Here is a 21,445-nt window from a genome sequence, read left to right on the forward strand (position 1 = left end):
TGGGGGTTGTTTATTCTCCAAAGCTCAGACTATTTCGTTTAGTAGCAGCCTGCTCTGGGCTGTTACTTGCTGCTATAAATTACTTTATTTGTATGAGTTAAGATTACGAACCGCTTCACCCTTTTAGCATGTCGCCAACTAAAAAATAAAATCACAACGGTAATAAACAAACAAATACAGACAATCCCCATTAATGAAGAAGCATGTTGTAATAAGCTTGTTTGGGGGAGTGACTTTACGTTTTGAGTAGCTAAACTAATCGATTGCATGCCTTTTCTGGGTAGGATGATTTCATAGACATGATCATTAGGTTGTACTTCGGCACGTTGTAAGTTGCCCGCTGTTTGCCATTGTAACTCAAACTGTTGGCGTTTTTTTCGCTGATGCTCCGTACACCAAAGTGCATTAATGGTGGCGTTTTCTTTAGTTTTACAGCGCGCTGGCAACTCATAAAAATTGCGCCATGCAGTCTGTTTTGCCGTGTTGTTATATGAGTGTAGATAAAAACCAGCTGTTATTGGTGATTCAATTATATTCGCGAAGCTGTCTTTATCGGTTGATGTTGTGATGTTTTCTCTGCGATTACAAAAATCAGCTAGTCGAGTTAATAGTGTTGTGTCAGGTTGTTCTAATTGCGGTTGTGTCAAAGGGGAGTAAACAGCGGATGCAGTACATAGCGGGCTGAAACTGAGGGAGATTAATATAAAAATCCATTTTTTCATTAGTTACGTCCTGTAAAAGATGAACTTACAGCCTACCATTATTTTTTGTTATTGCAAACTTTATAGGTACAACCAAATAAGACGGTAACCGTTAAAAGCTTATATTTGGCTTAAAAGCACATGAAAAAATTATTATTGATTCTAAGTGTGTCAGTACATTGTTGTTAGTGGGATGATACACAATCCCAAGTAATGGTGGTTTTATTAGACCTAATACGAGTCTATTTGGTTAGGGTAAGATATTGAAAAATAAAGTGTCAATATTAAAACCGTTAACCAGCGTTGGGTTAACGGTTTTAAAAATGCTTTAATGCATGTCTAGGAAGTAATACAGCATTGTGAAAGGTAAATTATTAGTTTACGTTTAGCGTTTTTGTGCCACATAACCACTAAAACCAAGTGTTTTAAAATACAACTTGCCACTATTGAAGCCTGTTTCATCGAGTAAGTCGGCAAGACGAATTCTATCAAGTGGGAAAAACTCATGCTCAAAATTATGCTGCATGCGCTCTACCCCTGTTTTAGTTAAGCCTAATTGTTTGCTGAGTATCAATTGGGCATCACGCTCAAAAAGTGTTTCTGGACGCATTAAATCGGCTAAATATAATTGCCCATGTGCTTTTAGCTGTGTGCTAATTGCTTGCAACATGGCTTTTTTATCGCCGTTATCTGCCACAAAGTGCATCACTAATAAGCATAATGCGGCATCCGCTTGTTGTTTAAGTTCGGATGGCGAGCCTAAGTGTAAAGTAACCCGCTCACTGATCCCAAGCTCAACAAATCGTTGCTTTGCGATATCGAGCATGTCTTGTGAGGTATCTTGTGCAGTAAAATGCCATTTAGGCTGCAAGGCAGCAAGGAGGGCGACTTCTTTACCGGTACCGGCGCCTATTACCAAAATATGTGCTTCATCGCCGAGCGTTGCTTGTAGTTGCGCTGCGGTACTGTTGTGCAGTAATTCATACCCTGGTACTAAACGAGGAATGCGAGAATCATACTGCGTTGCTTCGTCTTGTGTAAATGTTGGCATTACTATTCCTTAAATAATTGTAACAGTCGAATAGCCACCAGGTTTCTTGGCGACATGAACTTGGGTAGCAACCCGTTCTGTCATTTGAGATACATGGGAGATCACGCCCACTTTGCGCCCCTGCGCTTGTAATGAATCAAGTGCATCCATGGCAATGCTTAATGTTTCACTGTCTAACGTACCAAAGCCTTCGTCAATAAACAAAGAGTTAATACTTACTTTATTGGATGACAAAGATGCAAGGCCCAGCGCAAGTGCCAACGAGACTAAAAACGACTCGCCGCCGGATAAGGTATTAACTGAACGTTGCTCATCGGCCATGTCCTTATCAACAATGGCGATATCCAAGGTTTGCTCAATAGCGGTAAGTTCATAGCGTTTGTTTAACGTTCGTAAGTGGCTGTTTGCATAGTGTAATAATATTTTCAGCGTTTGCGTTTGTGCTAAGTTACGCATTGTTTTACCCGTTGCATCACCCAACACTTTATTAAGTACATGCCATTGCTCGACGTGTTTTTGCAAGGTTGCCAATTCAGTTTGTTTGCCTTGCAGCGCCTGACGGTTTTGATTGTGCTGTTCAAGTACAGTATTGGTTGCAAGCTGTGTTTTGTGCTGAGCAGCTTGCTGATCGTTTAAATTGGCTAACTGTTGAATAAGCTCAGCATGACTTTGCTTAGGTTTATCGCTGTTTTGATGCTGTAAGTAAGCGTGTTTGTGCTGCTTTAACGCGGCATTTTCATCTATTAAAGCTTGCGCTAATTGTTCATGTTGCTTTAAATGCGTTTTAATTTCATCGCTACTTAGTGTTAGTAAAATTGTGACCTGTTCGTGGCTTGCATCGCTGTAGCGGCTTTTAAATTCAGCAAACCATTGATTATAGCGAGTATCGAGGTCGGCTTGTTCTTGCGCATTTTCAAGTAGCCGTTGCTCGAGGCCTTGCAGCGTTATCGCGTGCTCGTCGCGTTGTTTTATCGCGTTATCGTGCGCTTTTTGGCTGTGCTGAAGCTGTGCTTGGCATTGCTCTTGTTGAGCAGCTAGCTTCGTTTGGTAGTCGTCAGCACTAATGTGTTCATTATTAAATAGCGCTAAGCGCTCACTTTGCGAGCTGCTATGTTGTTGCTGTGCTTTGGCTAAATCATCATTTAGGTTTTTTAAGATCAGCTCCGCATCACTGATCAGCGGTGTAAACTGCTGCATCTGTTGGTCAGCGCTATCGAGTTGTTTTTGCGCTTGCTCAAGCTGCTCTTGGTTGTGCTGATATTGCTCAACTTGCTGGTTTAACTCAGTTAAATCAAGCGTATTATTTTGCAGTTGTTGCCAAAATTGAGCCTCTTGAAATTGTGAACCAAGGGTCGCGGTTAGCTCATTAATTTGTGTGCTTAGCTCACTTAGCTTGCTATTGAGCTGGCTTTGTTGATTGCTTAGTTCAACGTGGCGTGTATGTAACTGTTGTTGAGCTTGCTGCTCATTTTTAAAGATACTTTGCAGTTGGTTTACTTGCTCTTGCAAGTTGCGCTGTTGCTTTTGTGTTGCATAATACTGTGTTTTTTGTTCATTGAGCGCAATGTAACTGGCCTCCAATTGCTCTGAGGTTAAGTCATTAAGTTCAGTGCGGGCCGCTTGCATGGTATGTTTTATTTCAAGCTGTTTAGTCTGTGCAGTCTGTACCGCTTGGCTGTGTTGTGTGTGTTCAGCAACGAGCACAGCATGCTGAGTTTGATGCGAGTGAAGCTCTGCTAGGGCATTTTCGTAGTGCTGTTTTGCAGTTTTATAGTCATTTTCAAAAGCAGCGATTAAGTTAGTTAATTGCTGATCTGCGAATGGGTGTTCGGTTGCCCCACATACCAAACAAGGTTCATTTGGCGTAAGTTGAGCACGTAAATGTTCGACACTTTCGCTGGCACGTAAGCGAGCTTGATTTAGTGCGTATTCACTGTGTTTAAGCGTTTGTTCTCGTGTTACAAGGTTCTGGGTTAGCGTTGTTTGTGTTTGCTCGCCCTGACTTAGTTTGCTTGCAATAACACTTTGTTGTTGCGTGCTTTGCTTTAGCTCTTGATTAAACTGTTTGTAACGCTCGCGTTGCTCTTTTAAGTAATCGATACTTTTAAGTTTGGCATCACATTGCTCAATATTAAATTGGCCGTGTTGCTTGTTGAGTTGATCAAGCTTTTGTTGTTCGCTTAAAAGTGTTTGTTCGCTTAGCGTCAGTTTTTTAGTTTGTGTTTCCAGCTGCTCGTTTTGCCGTATAAGCTCAGCTGCTAACTGTGTACTTTGTTCAGTCGTTGTTGCAAATTGCTGCTTAGCGTGCAAAAACTGATTAAAGCTATGCTGATAGTAATTCCAATCACTCGCTAGTTGCTTAAGTTGACTATGCTGGGTTAGCCATTGCTGATGTTGCTCGGAATGTTTTTTTGCTTGTTGATGACTTGCTTGGCTTTGTTTAAATTGCTGCTGTAAATGAGTAAGTTGTTTTTGTTCTTTTTCATTTTGCCTTGTAATACTGGTTATTGTTTGTGTTTGCATCGCAAGTTGATTGTCGAGCTCACGTGCTTTAGCAATGATTGGTTCTGCGCTTTTTTGTTGTTTTTTCGCCGTTTGCAAGCTCTCGTTGTGCTTTTCAAGTGCGCTGGCAAGATCAGTAATGAGTGCCGCGTGATCAATACTCTTTAAATCATTTACCTTGGTATTTAGTTCATTATTTTGCGCCGTTAAGCTTTTAAAACGATTGCGATTGTCTTTAATTTCCAGTGCACTTTGCGCTTGTTTAGCCTGTTCACTTTGTGTTGCAATGGCTTTAAGCGCTGTACTGGCTTGTTGTTGATTTTGTTGTGCTAGATTCAGTGCTTGCTCTAAACTATTGGCTTGCTTATACCAGTTTATACCCTGCTCGATGCCAGCTAAGGTTTTTGTAGTATCTTCAATTTGCTGTTTTAAATCATCAAGTAGTTGAGTTTTCGCGGCAAGTTCTTCGTCAGTGAGTAAGGTATAACTGGCTAAACTGGCTTTGAGCAATTCGAGTTTATTTAGCTGTTCTTTATGGCGCTCAAAAATACGTTTACCAATCAAGCTAAATTTATCTGTGCCAGTTAAGCATTCTAAAAGCTGGGCTCGTTCATCACCCGTGGCCTTTAAAAATGCCGCAAACTCATGTTGCGCTAATAATACCGCCCGCGAGAATTGTTCAAAGTTGAGCCCTATTTTACTTTCGACTTCTTTTATGGTGTTGCTTTTATCAGCTATTAGCGTTTCGTCTGGCAAAGTATAGAGGCTGTGCTCAGCTACTTTTAACTTGCCGGTTATTTTTTTATGAGTTCTTTGAATGGTATAGCGCGCGCGATAGAGCTGTTTATCTTGGCCTAAAAAATCGACCTCGGCAAAACCTTCCCATTTACCCTTACGTAATAAGTTACGTGGATCATTTAACTTTATACTGTCGCCATTAAAATCTATTAAGTTACCTTTATCACCTCTTAATCGAGCTGTTTTGGTATAAAGGGCTAAGCAAATCGCATCTAAAAAAGTGCTTTTTCCTGCACCGGTGTCGCCTGTTATGGCAAATAAACCAGCATCCCTTAACGGTGCTTTGGTAAAGTCGATTTCGGCGTCAACAATTGAGGCTAAGTTATGGATGCGTACTGCGGTTATTTTCATAGTTGTTCTTGCTCCGCAAGTTCGCTTATTACATCGTTTAAAAGGGCTTTTAGCTCATCCGGGACAGCTTGCCCCGCCATGTCTTTGTTATTGGCAAACGCTTGCTCTAATAACATTTGCGGGTTGAGCATTTCGACTTGGCTTAAATCTTCAAAGACAGTTAAACGCTGCTCTTTATTTTGCTGACGAACGCGTTCTATGCCGCAAAAGCGCACTTCTTTGTTCTCTAGTGCTTTTTCAATTTGCTCTCGAAAAGTTGTATCGGTATCCCCTGCACCGAGCTTTACTCTTAAATACGGAGCTTGGCTATATTGGCTTAGGTCTAGGCTCGATAGTTGTTGGCATAATTGTTCAAGAGGTACGCACTCTCCTTCAGGTAATAGAATCACTTCTGTTGGGCGAGGAATGTAAAGGGGGTTTACAGTCACTGCAATCGTATCATCAGTGGTGGTTGTAAACTCAGCAACACATACTTGGTGTTTATAGTTACGCTCTGAAAACGACATCGGTATTGGTGTACCGCTATAGCGGATTGTCTCGGACTTTGCGACTATTTGCGCTTTATGCAAGTGGCCCAGCGCAACGTAATCAGCATGATTGCTAAACACGTTTGCTGTGACTGATTCTTCTCCGCCAATTATCAAATTTCGCTCAGAATCACTGGAGATATCGCCGCCCTTGGCATGTAAGTGCCCCATCACTATCAGCGGCGTTGTTGCAGGCTTATCAATGAGCGCATGATCAATACTTAGCTGGTACGCCTTAGCTATGCCTTGAGCGTAATCGTGACCGTTTTCAGTGTGACTAAGCGAACTAACATCACTGGCACGTAAAAATGGCATTGCAACGATATGAGCTGTTACAGAGTTGCTATTTAAACGCAGTACCACATCTGCTGGGCTGTTCGCATCAAAACGGCCTACGACCTGAGTATCAAACTGAGCAAGCAGCGGCTGGGCGGCCATTATGCGATTTGCAGAATCATGATTACCGGCAATAAGCACTATTTGTAATGCAGGGCAGTGTTTTTTGGCATCTTTTATAAATTGGTAGAGTTGATTTTCACTGCTAGCAGGTGGGGTAGCTGTGTGATAAATATCACCAGCGACTAACAGCAGATCTATTTGTTGTGTGACGAGCGTGTCTATCAGCCAACTGAAAAACACCTGATGCTCTTGGCAGCGATTGTGTTCGTAAAATTGTTGGCCTAAATGCCAATCTGAGGTATGTAAGACTTTCATGTCACGCTCTTAAAAAACAGTTAAGAGCGTCAATATACCCAAGCTAAATTAAGATGCAAGGGCACAAGCTTAATCTTTAACTTGTTAGGTTATACCAAGCAAAGATCACCATGGGTAAAGCTAACAATGCCAGCACTAATGGTACTTTGAGTGCTTTGGTTTGTTTGGCCTGCAGTACTTTTAACGCATTCGTTTCGTTACAGGCAGCTACTTTATCAATATAAAAATAACCTGAATCTAAATACTGTTTACAACTTTGTTCATCTGCTGGAATTGCAATTACTTCTTGTTGTTTTTTTAGGATATAAAAATCCATATGCCCACCGCATTTTACTAGTATGTTGAAACACTTTTGAGGAGAAAAGCGATGCTTTTAACCCCCTCAAATCAAAAAAGTGGGCGATTTTAAATACAAATGACTATAAAGGTCAACTAAAGAATTCATTATTTAGCCATTAATACAAAAATAGCCGAAATTAAGCTAAAAGTTATGCTTATAACCACCAAACTACTGCATAAAACAAGCCACTTTTTACGTTTTTTACTATGTTTTGGAAAGCGAGCGAGTGCGTCGTTTTTATCGCAAGCCGCAACGACTTCAACAAACTCAAAGCCCCGCTTTTGATATTCATTTAGTTGCTCAGTCTGAGCTGGAATTGCCGCAACACTATTATCTTTTTTTACAATGTAAAATTTCATCGGTTACCCCTGCAAGCTGTCAGCTAACTTATTCAATACTATGGTAAGAGGGTTTACTACTCATCGTTTAGGTTAACGTGTTTACAAACTGTAAAGCTAACTGTAATTGACTTGCATTAATTAAGCCTGAATTTCGTACAAAAGTTGCTGTAAACCCCTTTACAATAATTGCCTTGTTGTTAATCATCAGTATTTAAGAATAAGTTATTTTTTACCCTATAAATGCGGCGGTTTATCGCTATTTCATTGAATATATCTCACTATTTTGACAAAGTATGCTTACGAAAAATTAACAGGATTAATTATGAAAAAAGCAGTTGTAACTTTAGGGGCTATATTTTTACCGTTAGCTCTCTCAAGTACTGTTATGGCTTCTGCAGTTGAGCAAACAAAAGGCAGTTATGTTGATAAGTTTCGCCAACTTGATGAAGTGCTGCCTACACCGAATGTTTATCGTAGTGCAGCAGGTGAGCCTGGTGAAAAATATTGGCAGCAGCATGTTAATTACGACATCGATGTAAAGCTTGATGAAAATGCACGTCGCTTAACAGCAAGTCAAACCATAGAGTATAAAAATAATTCACCGCACACACTCAAGTATTTATGGTTGCAACTCGATCAAAATATTTTTAAAAGCGACTCTATTGCAGAACGTACTGCTACATTTAACGGCTCTGCCCTACAGGGAGATCCACAACCAAAAGCAACTAAATTAAGTTTAAGTCAGTTACGTCGTCAACAATTTATGAGTGACAATGAACTTGGCTTTACAATTGCTAATGTTAAAGATGATAACGGTAAAGAATTAAAAGTCACAGTTGTTGATACACTAATGCGTATTGACTTAAATGAACCACTGAAACCAGGCAAAGACACTGAATTCAGCATGGACTTTGCTTTTAACATCGTCGAAGAAGATGCCGTTGGCGCTCGCTCTGGTTACGAGCATTTTGAAAAAGATGGCAACGACATATTCTTACTTGCTCAATGGTTTCCGCGTTTAGCTGCTTATACAGATTACGAAGCATGGACTAATAAAGCCTTTTTAGGCAGTGGTGAGTTTACGCTAGAATTTGGTGATTATGATGTTGAGATCACTGTTCCTGCCGATCATATCGTCTCAGCAACGGGTAAGCTTGATAATGCTAGTAGCGTGCTGACCCGTTCTCAGCGAAACCGTTTAGAACAAGCCAAAAATACAAAGCGTCCAGTATTTATCGTTACTGAAGATGAAGCCTTAGAAAATGAAAAAGAAGGCACAGACAAGACCAAAACATGGCACTTTAAAGCGGAAAATGTGCGTGACTTTGCATGGGCGTCGTCGCGTAAATTTATGTGGGATGCAAAAGGTTACCAACAAGGAGGTAATGATCAGCCATTAGTGATGGCTATGTCATTTTTCCCTAAAGAAGGTGGCGATCTATGGAAGAAGTATTCGACCGAAGCAATCGTACATACAATGGAAGTTTATTCGCGCTTTTCATTTGATTATCCATACCCTGTTGCGCAGTCAGTCAATGGTCCAGTAGGCGGTATGGAATACCCAATGATCACATTTAATGGCCCACGAACTGAGTTACAGGATGACGGTTCGCGTACTTATTCACAAGCTGAAAAGCGCTTTTTAATTGGCGTGGTGATCCACGAGGTTGGTCATATTTATTTTCCTATGGTGGTGAACTCTGATGAGCGCCAATGGACTTGGATGGATGAAGGTTTAAACAGCTTTTTAGATGGTGTTGCTGGGCGTGAATGGGATCCAACTATTCCATGGGGTGTTGAACCGCGTGACGTTGTTGCCTACATGAAGTCTGAAAATCAAGTGCCGGTAATGACTCAGTCAGATAGCGTACTGCGTTTAGGGCCTAATGCTTATACCAAACCTGCGGCCGCACTAAATATTTTGCGTGAAGTGATTTTAGGCCGTGAGCTGTTTGATTTTGCGTTTAAAGAGTACGCCCAGCGTTGGAAGTACAAGCGCCCTACCCCTGCTGATTTTTTCCGTACCATGGAAGAAGCATCAGGTGTTGATTTAGATTGGTTCTGGCGTGGCTGGTTCTATAGCACTGATCATGTTGATATCTCGCTCGATAAAGTCTATCAATTACGTTTAGATACTAAAAACCCTGATATAGATTTTAATCGCCTACGTGATATTGAAGCGGCTAAACCTATGCCACTATTTGTGGAACGCAATAAGGCTGAAGCTAAAAAGCTATGGGTTGAAGAAAACTCCGACGTAACTGATTTCTACGATGAAAACGACCGCTTCACTGTTACTAACAAAGAGCGCAACTCGTATAATAAATTTTTAAAAGGCTTAGAGCCATGGGAGCGTAAAGTACTCGATCGCGCAGTTGCAGAAGATAAAAACTATTACGTGCTTGAATTTTCGAATTTAGGCGGCCTAGTAATGCCAATTTTACTTGAGCTTACCTATGAAGATGGTACTAAAGAAGATCGTATGATCCCTGCCGAAATCTGGCGTCGCAACCACAAACATGTGCAAAAACTTATTATTACTGATAAGAACAAGCCTTTGGTATCTGTAACGGTTGATCCTCGTTGGGAAACTGCAGACGTAGATGTTGAAAATAATAACTACCCTCGTCGTATTATTCCTTCACGTATTGAAGTGTATAAAAAAGAGCAAAGTAAAGCCAAAGTCAGCCGCGATATCATGCACGATATTAAAACTGAACTAAAAACAGATGACGAAAAAGATGACGCTAAGGAACAAGAATAATGCGTTTTATGCTTATTATTCTTGCTTTTATAGTTGCTATGCCTGCGACGGCACATCAACTTAAAGCATCAGTAACTACTGTTTTATTCAATAAACGTACTAGCAATATTGAGCTAATGCATCGTTTTTATTTACATGATACCGAGCATGCTGTGGAGCATTTATTTGCCGGTGGCGCCGATATTATTAGTAATAAAGAAGATCAACAACGCTTTGTAGATTACATCGAATCACATGTTGCTTTACAAACACTCGATGGAGAGCCGCTAGTGTTGAAAGAAGTGGGTGCGCAAGTTGATGGTAAGTTTTTTTGGGTTTACCAAGAAGCACCGATCCCAAAGGATATTAAAGGGATCCGTATGAGTCACGGCGCGCTGCGCGATTTATGGCCTGCGCAAGTGAATATGGTTAATGTTGAAGGTAAAGGCAAAGTGAAAACACTGCACTTTACCCAAGATGACACTTGGCTAGAAGCGCGCTTTGAACCAGCTAATACAGCGGTAGAGCAAACAAAGTAGGCAAGTTTAATAGTCCCCCAACCGACGCGCACAGTGGTTTTGTGCGCTTTTTTTATTAATTTTTAATTAAATACGAATATGTTTCTTTTCATATCCAATTGCTTAAACTATCTTAAAGTAAGTAATTTGGATGAAAATTAAATCATATACAAGGAGTGGTATGAACACGTATCAAAGTGCAGTAGCTGGGGTTATTTTTGATTTAGATGGCACCTTAGTATCATCTGAACTTGATTTTACTCTTATCAAAGCTCAAGTCGGGTGTCCTGACGAGCTTGATCTACTTAGTTTTATTGATGGTCTTCCTTCGCCTTACATGCGTGAGGAAGCAATGAATATTGTCCATCAACATGAGCTTATAGATGCTCAACATGCAACGTTGTTACCTGGCGTAGCGCAAGCTATCGCGTGTTTAAAAGAGCAAGCAATACCAATGGCAATCGTGACTCGCAATTACGATCGCGCTACTGCGCTGAAATTAAAAAATAATCCGTTGCCAATTCAAACAGTACTCACGCGTAGTGATGCCCCCTAAGCCAGATCCGAGCGCTTTGAATGCAATTGCAACGTTATGGGGAATAGATCAGCAACACATACTTTATGTTGGTGATTATCTTTATGATATCCAGGCTGCACATAATGCCAATATGCGTGCTTGCTTATATGCACCGAGTGATGTGCCTGCATATGCAGATCAAGCTGATTATATTCTGCACCATTTTTCTGAATTGCCTAACTTAATAAATAATTTAGGACAAACACGACAATCACGTATTTTAAATGTCTCCATTTAAAGGTATTAAATATGTTATGTTAAATAGTGCGTTGTTTAACTTTTATAAACATGAGTACTGTCAAATGAAATGTCATAATTGTGATTTTGCAGTCATTTAATCACTAGCTCAATACCGCGCTAATTGTTAAAATGTTGCCAATATCGAGTTTCCAATAGAGGCATAAGATGGGCAGAGCATTTGAAGTACGTAAAAGCTCCATGGCGAAAACAGCCAATGCTAAAACCAAAGTTAATTCTAAGTACGGTAAAGAAATTTACGTAGCAGCAAAAAATGGTGAACCTGATCCAGAAGTAAACCAGTCGCTAAAACGCTTAATCGAACGCGCAAAGCGAGATCAAGTACCAGCACATGTCATCGAAAAAGCGATAGAAAAAGCTGCTGGCGGAGCTGGTGAGGATTATGCAACAGCCCGTTACGAAGGCTATGGCCCAGGTAACTGTATGGTGATTGTTGACTGTTTAACAGATAACCCAAATCGTACTATTAAAGATGTTCGCTTACCGTTTACTAAAACTGATTCAAAAATAGGTACGCCAGGCTGTGTAGCACATATGTTTGATCATTTAGCTGTACTTGGCTTTAGTGGTGACGATGATGAAGTGGTACTTGAAGCTTTAATGATGGCTGATGTTGATGTAACCGATGTAGAAGTTGAAGATGGCAAAGTATCGGTTTTTGCTCCACATACCGAATATTACAAAGCAAAAACAGCATTAGAAGAGGCGTTTGCAGGTATTATTTTTGAAGTTGACGAAATCACCTTTGTACCACAAGTGCATATAGAAATTACTGATGCCGATGTTATCGCTAATTTTGATAAATTTATTGCAATGTTGGAAGATTGTGACGACGTACAAAACGTTTATCATAACGCCACGGTAGTGAATTAGGCTGAAGTTATAAAGTTATAAAGTTATAAAGTTATAAAGTTAGCAAGTTAGTAGTTTCGAGAAGATGCAAAAGCGCATTTCATTGTTGGAATGTGCTTTTTTGTTGTTGATAGCTTATTTTTCTGAATGCTGATTATTCAGGAAAGTTATGGTTAAAGGATAATTTAAGCAAAAAAACCAGCCCGAGGGCTGGCAATATGACACTAACAAACTCGAAGGGGAGCTATTGTTGCGCTTTATATTTTATACGAAACGCATGCAATAATGGTTCAGTATAACCACTGGGTTGTTTAACTCCTTCTAATACAAGGGCTAATGCAGCTTGATATGCAATACTTTGTGCTAAGCTTTGCACTGAATCGGCCATATTAACATAAGCCGGATCCCCTTCATTTTGGCCATCCACTACTTTTGCCATTTTCGCCATAGTAGTTTCTATTTGTGCCTGCGTGCATACCCCATGCTGCAACCAGTTAGCCATATGTTGGCTTGAAATACGCAGTGTAGCCCTATCTTCCATTAATCCTATATGGTTAATGTCAGGCACTTTAGAACAGCCTACACCTTGATCAATCCAACGTACTACATAACCTAAAATACCTTGAGCATTGTTATCCAGCTCTGCCTGAATATCTTCTTTGCTCAAACTATTAGGATCAACCATCAAAGGCGGAGTTAATAGTTCTGTTAAACTAGCTTGTTGTCGCTGGGCAATCGCTTTTTGACAGGCAAACACATCAACGTCATGATAGTGCATAGCATGTAAGGTGGCTGCAGTAGGGGAGGGCACCCAGGCAGTGTTAGCGCCTGCTTGCGGATGGGCAATTTTTTGCTCCATCATCAACGCCATTTTATCGGGCATTGGCCACATACCTTTGCCTATTTGTGCGCGACCACTTAACCCGGTTTGCAAACCGATATCGACATTTCTGTCTTCATAAGCATTGATCCAAGGTTGTTGTTTAATGGCTGCTTTTGGTAATACTACACCTGCTTGCATTGAGGTATGAATTTCATCACCTGTACGGTCTAAAAAGCCAGTATTGATAAATACCACACGTTGTTTAGCAGCATTAATACAGGCTTTTAAGTTCACCGATGTACGGCGCTCTTCATCCATAATGCCCATTTTGATGGTGTTTTTGGGTAACTGTAAAAGCTGTTCAATACGACTAAATAATGTATTGGTAAAAGCAACTTCTTCAGGACCATGCATTTTCGGTTTGACGATATTGATACTGGCTGCAGTTGAATTTTTTACCGGGCTATTGCCATTTAAGTCATGCAGTGCGGCAGTGACCGTGATCATTGCATCCATGATACCTTCAAATACGTCGCGGCCTTGGCTATCTTGAATCGCAGGGTTTGTCATTAAATGGCCAACATTACGCACAAACATCATACTACGCCCTTTTAGACTTAGCGGTTTCCCATCAATACCTGAATAACTGCGGTCTTTAGCGAGTGTACGCTCAATCGTTTTGCCATCTTTTGTGAATGACTCAGCGAGAGTTCCTTTCATTAAGCCTAACCAATTTTGATAAACTTGCACTTTATCTTCGCCGTCAACGGCGGCAACGGAGTCTTCACAATCCATAATGGTGGTAAGTGCAGCTTCGAGGAGGACGTCTTTTAAGCCCGCTTTGTCGGCTGCACCAATGCTATGATTATGATCTATTTGTAGCTCTATATGGAGGCCATGACTGAGTAATAAAATTGCACTGGGGTTTTGTGCTTCACCTTGAAAACCAATAAGTTGCGCTGGTTGTTTTAAGCCTGTTTGTGAGCTATCACGTAAGGTGATGATGAGCTGGCCATTAACTACCGAATAATTAGTACTTTCAATATGTGAGCCATTTTCAAGTGGTAACGCTTTATCTAAAAACTGCCTTGCGTAGGCCATTACTTTAAAACCGCGAACAGGATTATAGTTGCTGCCTTTTTCAGCGCCATCTTCTTCGCTAAGTACATCAGTGCCGTATAAGGCATCGTATAACGACCCCCAGCGTGCGTTAGCGGCATTAAGTGCAAAGCGTGCATTACTTACTGGCACAACCAGCTGAGGGCCAGCTGTGCGGGCTATTTCAGGCTCAACATTTTCTGTCTCAATGCAAAAATTATCGGGCTCAGGGACTAAATAACCAATGTCAGTTAAAAACTGTTGGTATTGCGCTGCATCCCAGTGTTTATTTGCTAGGTGATAGCTATCAATTTGGTGTTGTAGGTCTTCACGCTTGACTAATAATGCACGGTTAAGCGGACTAAGGTCATCAATAATTTCAGCAAATCCTTGCCAAAAGTGTTGTTCGCTAATACCTGTACCGGGTAGCAGTTGCTGGTTAACAAAATCGGCTAATTGGTTATCTACGGTTAATCCAAATTGGCTGTGAGAGAGTGTCATAATCGATATCCTTTTAAACGGTCGCGGTGCAATTGACTGCATGTGAGCAATCTTTTGTTAACCATAACCTAAAAATACGCAATAGGTGTTCTTTTGGCCATTCACTAAATATATAGCCAGCATAACAACTATAAATTTACTAAATCCAATAAATCGGCCTAATGTTGATTTAAGCGCTACAGAGCATTAACTCTTAGCCTCTCACACAACCATATAAATAAAATTTAGTTTTAACCCGTTCAGAGGATTTTTTATTATGACTACTTATCAACGTGAAACCGATACTTTAGCTACACTTTGTCAAGCACAAGGTAAAACATGGCAAGCAATTAATCCTGAATACGCAAGTCGTATGCGTTTGCAAAATCGTTTTCGTACGGGATTAGACATCGCTCAGTTTACAGCTGACATCATGCGTGAAGATATGGCTGCATATGATGCTGATACCAGCCAATACACACAATCGCTTGGTTGCTGGCATGGTTTTACTGCCCAACAAATGATGATGGCGATTAAACGTCACCAAAAAACCACTAAGCGTAGCTACGTATACCTAAGCGGTTGGATGGTTGCTGCGCTGCGCTCTGAGTTCGGCCCACTACCGGATCAAAGTATGCACGAAAAAACCTCAGTACCGGCGTTGATTGAAGAAATTTATACTTTCCTAAAACAAGCCGATGCTCGTGAACTTGACCATTTATTTAAAGACTTAGATAACGCCAAAGCAACTGGTGGTGATGTACAAGCGGTACTTGATAAAATAGATAACTTTGAAAGTCATGTGGTGCCGATCATCGCAGATATTGATGCTGGTTTTGGTAATGAAGAAGCAACCTACTTACTCGCTAAAAAAATGATTGAAGCGGGGGCATGTGCTATCCAAATCGAAAACCAAGTTTCAGACGCGAAGCAATGTGGTCACCAAGCAGGTAAAGTAACTGTCCCACACGAAGACTTTTTAGCAAAAATTAACGCCGTGCGTTATGCCTTTTTAGAACTGGGTATTGATAACGGTATTATTGTCGCACGTACTGACTCACTTGGTGCCAGCTTGACCCAAAAAGTGCCGGTATCACAAACACCTGGCGACCTTGCTAGTCAGTACAATGCGTTTTTAGAAACCACACCAATTAACGGTGTTGAAGATTTAAATGAAGGTGATACGGCAATGAAGCTGAACGGCCAACTATGCAAGCCGACTCGCCTTGATAATGGTTTATACCAATTCCGCGAAGGCACAGAAAAAGACCGTGTTGTACTAGATTGTATTACCAGCTTGCAATCGGGTGCTGATTTACTGTGGATTGAAACTGAAAAACCACATGTAAAACAAATTGCTGAACTGGTTAATCGGGTTAAAGAGCAAGTTCCTGACGCTAAACTGGTTTATAACAATTCACCTTCTTTCAACTGGACATTGAAATTCCGCGAGCAAGTTTATCAACAGTGGTTAGACGAAGGTAAAGATCTATCTGCTTATCCAAGCATTGATGATAATAAGGCGCTAATGGCACCAGAGATGGATGCAACTGAACTTGCAGTCGCAGCAGATGAGTTAGTACAAAACTTCCAACGTGATGGCGCGCGCGAAGCTGGTATTTTCCACCACTTAATTACGCTACCGACCTATCACACGGCTGCATTGAGCACTGATATTCTGTCAGAAGGCTACTTTGGTGACTTAGGTATGCTGGCTTATGTACGTGATGTGCAGCGTCAAGAAATTCGCCGCGAACAAGCATCCGTTAAGCATCAAGACTTAGCAGGTTCTAACATGGGAGATACCCATAAAGAGTACTTCTCAGGTGAAAATGCGCTTAAAGCTGGCGGCGAAGCAAACACTATGAACCAGTTCTAACATAACAGTCCAACTCAACAATGTTACAAAGGGCCGCAAGGCCCTTTTTTTGATGCTAGCAATTACAGAGGATATACAGCTTTACACTTGCTAACTTTACCGCTCAGATCAGATTTTAACTAAGGCTTGGATCAGTATTTAACTAGCATCAGATTTATTTTCAATTTTTGGATCAGAGTTTAATCAAGTGAATTTTTTGGCGGTATTTTTTATCAATTTAGCGATTTAATCAGCTTTTAGCTCTTTGGAAAGGGGGATTTTGATAAAAATGGCCGTTATTAGCCATTAATCAGAAAATATAAACCGATTTTTTACCAACTCTAACCGACTACAAACCACTTTTTTACCAACTTAAACGCCATAAACAGTGACTCAAACCGATTTTTTACTAACTCGATGACCAAAAAATGTCATAAACCGAAATTTTACTAACTCGATTTTTTACAAAGTCCGATACTTGTGTAAACTTTAGAATATGTGAATGAGCACTCACTTTTTGTAAAGGGGGTTTACAGGGGATTTGACTAGGGACAAATTAGCGAGAGTAAAAGTTGTTAAGGACCAAGCTACGGTTTCTAGCTTCACACTTGCAACTTGTTAACTTTACTCTCGCCGCTAACTAACTTCTATTTACTATGCTTATCAAACCACCATTGAATATAAGCTACTTTAGCCATCAAGTTTGACGGCCGTTTTGTTATGCCATGTGATGCATCAGGAATACGTACCATTGCTGTATCAACTCCTTGTAGCTTTAATGCTTGATAGAATTGCTCGGTCTCAGAAATAGGAGTGCGGTAATCCGCTTCACCAGTGAGTAGCATGGTTGGTGTTTTAACATTACCAACATAGCTAATTGGCGAGCGTTTCATATAATGCTCAATATGATCCCATGGCTTACCTGGGAACCAGTAATCGGCAAAGAATGGGTAGAAGTCGGCAGTTAGTACAAAGCTGATCCAATTGATCACCGGCTTGGCAACAACAGCGGCGGCAAATCTGTCTGTATGGCCAACAATCCACGCCGTAAGTACACCGCCACCTGAGCCACCGGTTACAAACAGTTTTGACTGATCAATAAAACCTTTGCCAATAAGCGCATCAACGCCAGTCATTAAGTCATCAAAATCGTTACTAGGATAATTGTGATGAATAGTTTGCGCGAACTGCTTCCCGTATGAATCACTACCACGCGGGTTCATATATAAAACCACATTACCTTTAGCGGCAAATAATTGTATTTCAGCGCTAAAGTGTGGACCGTAGTTAGCGACAGGGCCGCCGTGTATTTCTAAAATAAGGGGATATTTTTTACTACTATCAAACCCAGGAGGGTAGGCGACCCAACCTTGAATTGGTAAGTCGTCATAACTTGATTTCAGCCAAATTTCTTCTACTTTTGCCAGCTGTTTATTACCAAGCGCGTCGTCATTTAATTTTGTTAAACGTTGTGTTTTACCATTTTTAACTATTGCTATATCAGCAGGACGTTGGGTATCAGCAAGCGTGATTGCCACATCACCATCGTCGCTTATATCAAAGTCACCACCAGAATAAGGGCGACCGAATGAAACACTCCCTATTTTTTGTGTGATCACTTTTCGTTTGCCGCTACGTGGTTGATAAGCGAGTGCGGTTTGGCCTTCACTGGCGTAACTAAAATAAAGCCCTCTAGAATTATCAGCCCATTTAATTTGCTCGACACTGCGGTCAAAATCAGCGGTTAAACTTGTGGTATCACCCGATTTTAAATCGCGAATGTATAGCTGGGTATTTTCATAATTGGTACGTTTATCATCATAACCGGTATAGGCAAGATAACGCCCATCTGGTGATATTTGCGGTTGCTGATCAGGACCTTCTCGGTCGGTAAGCGCTGTTATTTGTAGATCATTTAATGTCAGCTGATATATTTCAGAATTTGTTGGTTTGAGTTTAAAGTCAGCATGGCGATTAGCCGAAAAATAAAGGCTGTTACCATCATCAGAAAAGCTAACTGGCCCGCCATGATAAAAGTCGCCAGAGGTTAACTGACGGGCATTACCGCCATTGGCTTCAATAGTAAACAAATGACGAAAACCAGGCTTGGTATAACCGCCGCCATCGGCACGATAATATACGTCATCAATAAATTTAGCAGGCTCTGCCCAGCTGGCACCTTCAGGCTTGCCTGGTAAGTTAATAGGAGACCTAACTTTACTCGGTACAAATTGGCTAAACAGTAATTGCCGACCATTAGGTGACCACTGCAAACTTGAAGGGCTTTGAGTAAGATTACTAATTTTTGCAACAGCGCCTGTTTTTAGCCATTTTACATAAATTTGGCTACTGCCATCACGAGTTGAAATAAACGCTAAACGTGATTGGTCTGGCGACAAGACAGGGGAGTAATCCATATGTACACCCGATGTAAGCGGTTGTAATTGCTTTGAACTACTGTCGACAGACCAAATATTACTAACTTTACTATCTGATTTAATGTCCATCCGATTTCGAACAAAGTAGACGGTTTTACCGTCGTTAGTCATTTCAATTTGATTGGCATATTCAAGGTCGAATACATTTTCTAGTTGAAAAGTTTGCAGGTTATCATTGGCTAATACTGAAAAACACAGCGAGGTTAGGAGGGCTGCGGGGGCAATCAATTTCATTTTAATTCCTTGTTATTAATTATCGCACCTAACCGTTATAGAATAACAAAACCCAAAGGTACACCATCATGCGATGAATACCTGATTGATTATTAGTGGCTACTTGCCGACATTAGTATTTTTGAGTGGTTGAGCTGCGATAGTAAATTCACACTCGGTGAGTACTACACTTTTATTACATTGATAGAAAACGGTTACGTAAGTGTCTTGAGGCACTTGCTCTGCGAGCGTTTTTGTAATTTTAAACTGCAATTGTTGCTGATTAAAAGCAATTAGCTGTGCAGCTTCAAAACCAAAAAATTGCTTTACGCTTGGATATAGTGCTTTAAAAATACTTTCTTTTGCTGAAAAAATGACGGTTAATGGATGTGAAAGCTGCCCAGCCAATCGCCTAAACAGTGGATATTCATCGGGATGCAAAATTTGCTTTTGTAGCTCTAGCTCTTGTTTGGCACTCATTAGTTGCTCTATATCAATACCAATTCCAGCGATATCAGTGTGCTGACATGCTATAGCCATTGCGATCCCTTGCGTGTGGGTAATGCTACCAATAATGTTTTTAGGCCATATGGGCGCGCGATCGGGGCCTGAGATAATATCAAAACAGGGGATATTGAGGGCGGTTAACACCTGTTTTGCGCAAAAACGGCCGGCGAGGTATTCAGCTCTTCGTTTAACAACAGCCTTTTGTAGTTGTTGCGGTAACACAATCTGATAATTTAAAAAGTCACTGTCAATAAAACTGCTACTGTCAAACTCACAACAATAACTATTATGACTAAGTTGTGGGCTCAGTTTAGTATAAAGAGAAAAATCCATAACATTTTGCTGTTTTGTTTAGTGTCATTAGTAAGACTTTGATAATACGCTAATAACTTCATAAATAAAGTAAAGGCTATGACTATTTAAGCTGAGCTTTGGTTAAGAGATTTACTAACATATTTATTTTAGCATTAATATTATTTTACTCCCCAGCCGGAAATTTTCAGGGATAACAAAGCGATTGAGCTTGGCGCTACTGATAAGGGCGCAGCCGGTCTACGTGAAATGGCAAGCGTTCAGGCGTGTCAATTAAAGCAATTAGGCATTATGAAAGTATAGGTCTACTGACAAACATAGAACGTCAAGGTTGTTACCGTATTTATGATAACGCTGATGTGGAATTTGTTTCGCTTATAAACGTGCACAATTATTAGGGTTAAGTTTAACTCAATTAAAACAGCTAAAAGTCACTAGACATGACTTAGATTGGCCTGCGTTAATGGCTTTGCCTTTCAATATCAACCTAATAAAAGCATTCCTGAAAAACTTCTTAAAGTACTTACCGCAGAGGTTGTACTAACGCTTGATACCCCCGTTTATTATCGTTATTTTCAAGGAGACTGTGTGACAAAGCAGTTGAAGCACACAATTTTAGGCTTGTGTGGCATTAAAGTGCTAAAAATAACGCATATTGGTCCAATCATCAGTTCAACGACAAAGTAGCGGGCTAAGTGCTTAAAACAGATGGCTAAAATGGCGATGAAATGAGAGTATAGACTTTACTTTATAGCTTGTAAGATCTTTAAGTACCGTTTAATAACAATAATATAAGTGAGAATACGTGTGCGCTTTTGTATTTTAACACTCGTTTTAATAGGGATTTTATCGGCACTGGTTGGTTGCTCAGGAGAGCCAGTTTTTGAAGCTCCATCAACATCACAATTTCGCCATACGCAAGAAATTGTTGAGTCAGCAGCGTTATCTAATGATGGCCAGCTAAGTGTTGTCTCAGAGCAAGGTAAGGTATGTGTATGGGATAATAAGATAAGCAAAATCTTGTTTAGTTGCATTTCCGGTGATGATGCAAAACATATTGAATTGCTTGGCTTTAGTGATGATAAAACTAAGTTTTATATTTCTAACCGCATGTCAGTACATTTATTTTCAGTTGTAAATGGTCAACTACTGGGTAGTTGGTCAACAGGGAAAAACATTGCTCGTGATATTGCAATATCAGCAAACGGTCAGTTAATAGTGGTAGGCTATCGTAGCGGTGAAGCTGATGTGATCAACTCTCTAACGAAGCAAAATACGCTATTTCAAGTTCATCGCCTTGATATTAATTCTGTAGCACTATCTGCCGATGGATAAACAGCATTAAGCGGTTCAAGCGATAAGTTTAGTTATTTATGGTCAACGAAAGATGGCACTATTTTAAAAGAGTTCAAATTAGCGACTCGTGTTAATCATGTCAGTATA

At 40.5% G+C, this 21,445-nt stretch carries 15 protein-coding genes and 1 pseudogene; 7 read left to right on the top strand and 9 right to left on the bottom strand.

What is annotated here, in order from left to right:
• Positions 1-62 precede the first annotated feature (62 nt).
• From P4S61_RS22310 to P4S61_RS22335, 6 genes are all read right to left on the bottom strand, one after another.
• Positions 63-722, bottom strand: a complete 660-nt coding sequence (locus P4S61_RS22310; RefSeq protein ID WP_182739343.1) for a hypothetical protein — start codon at positions 720-722, stop codon at positions 63-65.
• 364 nt (positions 723-1,086) lie between these two features.
• Complete coding sequence (locus P4S61_RS22315; RefSeq protein ID WP_337119233.1) at positions 1,087-1,752, bottom strand: class I SAM-dependent methyltransferase; 666 nt, start codon at positions 1,750-1,752, stop codon at positions 1,087-1,089.
• A gap of 9 nt (positions 1,753-1,761) precedes the next feature.
• Positions 1,762-5,403 (bottom strand): AAA family ATPase, encoded by a 3,642-nt coding sequence (locus P4S61_RS22320; RefSeq protein ID WP_182819653.1) that lies wholly within the window; start codon positions 5,401-5,403, stop codon positions 1,762-1,764.
• Positions 5,400-6,644, bottom strand: coding sequence for an exonuclease SbcCD subunit D C-terminal domain-containing protein (locus P4S61_RS22325; protein WP_182819654.1), 1,245 nt, complete (start codon positions 6,642-6,644; stop codon positions 5,400-5,402). The genes P4S61_RS22320 and P4S61_RS22325 overlap by 4 nt, the downstream gene beginning before the upstream one ends.
• A gap of 76 nt (positions 6,645-6,720) precedes the next feature.
• Positions 6,721-6,960: a hypothetical protein gene (locus tag P4S61_RS22330; RefSeq protein ID WP_145238872.1), complete on the bottom strand. Its 240-nt coding sequence runs from the start codon at positions 6,958-6,960 to the stop codon at positions 6,721-6,723.
• Positions 6,961-7,088: 128 nt separating this feature from the next.
• Positions 7,089-7,343 carry a hypothetical protein gene (locus tag P4S61_RS22335; protein ID WP_145238869.1) on the bottom strand — a complete coding sequence of 85 codons (255 nt, stop codon included), beginning with the start codon at positions 7,341-7,343 and terminating at the stop codon, positions 7,089-7,091.
• Positions 7,344-7,647: 304 nt separating this feature from the next.
• Here P4S61_RS22335 and P4S61_RS22340 point away from each other — a divergent pair, with 304 nt between their 5' ends.
• The 4 genes and pseudogenes from P4S61_RS22340 (at position 7,648) to P4S61_RS22355 (ending at position 12,294) form a co-directional block, all read left to right on the top strand.
• Positions 7,648-10,089 (top strand): M1 family metallopeptidase, encoded by a 2,442-nt coding sequence (locus P4S61_RS22340; RefSeq protein ID WP_337119234.1) that lies wholly within the window; start codon positions 7,648-7,650, stop codon positions 10,087-10,089.
• Positions 10,089-10,607 (top strand): DUF6702 family protein, encoded by a 519-nt coding sequence (locus tag P4S61_RS22345; RefSeq protein WP_145238863.1) that lies wholly within the window; start codon positions 10,089-10,091, stop codon positions 10,605-10,607. Before P4S61_RS22340 ends, P4S61_RS22345 begins: the two co-directional genes overlap by 1 nt.
• Positions 10,608-10,767: 160 nt before the next feature.
• A pseudogene (locus tag P4S61_RS22350) lies at positions 10,768-11,401 on the top strand (HAD family hydrolase).
• Between the two features lie 167 nt (positions 11,402-11,568).
• Complete coding sequence (locus P4S61_RS22355) at positions 11,569-12,294, top strand: YebC/PmpR family DNA-binding transcriptional regulator (RefSeq protein ID WP_182761151.1); 726 nt, start codon at positions 11,569-11,571, stop codon at positions 12,292-12,294.
• A gap of 223 nt (positions 12,295-12,517) precedes the next feature.
• Here the strand turns inward: P4S61_RS22355 and P4S61_RS22360 are convergent, their stop codons facing one another.
• Complete coding sequence (locus P4S61_RS22360) at positions 12,518-14,695, bottom strand: malate synthase G (protein WP_182731980.1); 2,178 nt, start codon at positions 14,693-14,695, stop codon at positions 12,518-12,520.
• Between the two features lie 256 nt (positions 14,696-14,951).
• Here P4S61_RS22360 and P4S61_RS22365 point away from each other — a divergent pair, with 256 nt between their 5' ends.
• A complete protein-coding gene (locus tag P4S61_RS22365) occupies positions 14,952-16,553 on the top strand; it encodes an isocitrate lyase (RefSeq protein WP_145238853.1) in 1,602 nt (533 codons plus the stop codon).
• A gap of 626 nt (positions 16,554-17,179) precedes the next feature.
• On the opposite strand, the gene P4S61_RS22370 is transcribed toward P4S61_RS22365, so the two are convergent.
• Positions 17,180-19,204 (bottom strand): S9 family peptidase, encoded by a 2,025-nt coding sequence (locus P4S61_RS22370; RefSeq protein ID WP_337119235.1) that lies wholly within the window; start codon positions 19,202-19,204, stop codon positions 17,180-17,182.
• A 99-nt stretch (positions 19,205-19,303) separates the two neighbouring features.
• The gene (locus P4S61_RS22375) at positions 19,304-20,023 is read right to left on the bottom strand and encodes a 4'-phosphopantetheinyl transferase family protein (protein WP_182735471.1); all 720 of its coding nucleotides are present in this window, start codon (positions 20,021-20,023) and stop codon (positions 19,304-19,306) included.
• A gap of 245 nt (positions 20,024-20,268) precedes the next feature.
• On the opposite strand from P4S61_RS22375, the gene P4S61_RS23065 reads away from it, so the two are divergent.
• Complete coding sequence (locus P4S61_RS23065; protein ID WP_222428961.1) at positions 20,269-20,400, top strand: MerR family transcriptional regulator; 132 nt, start codon at positions 20,269-20,271, stop codon at positions 20,398-20,400.
• Positions 20,401-20,809: 409 nt separating this feature from the next.
• Positions 20,810-21,337: a WD40 repeat domain-containing protein gene (locus P4S61_RS22380; protein WP_337119236.1), complete on the top strand. Its 528-nt coding sequence runs from the start codon at positions 20,810-20,812 to the stop codon at positions 21,335-21,337.
• Positions 21,338-21,445 lie beyond the last annotated feature (108 nt).

This window comes from Pseudoalteromonas sp. B160 (genome assembly GCF_037162485.1).
GTDB lineage: Bacteria > Pseudomonadota > Gammaproteobacteria > Enterobacterales > Alteromonadaceae > Pseudoalteromonas > Pseudoalteromonas rhizosphaerae.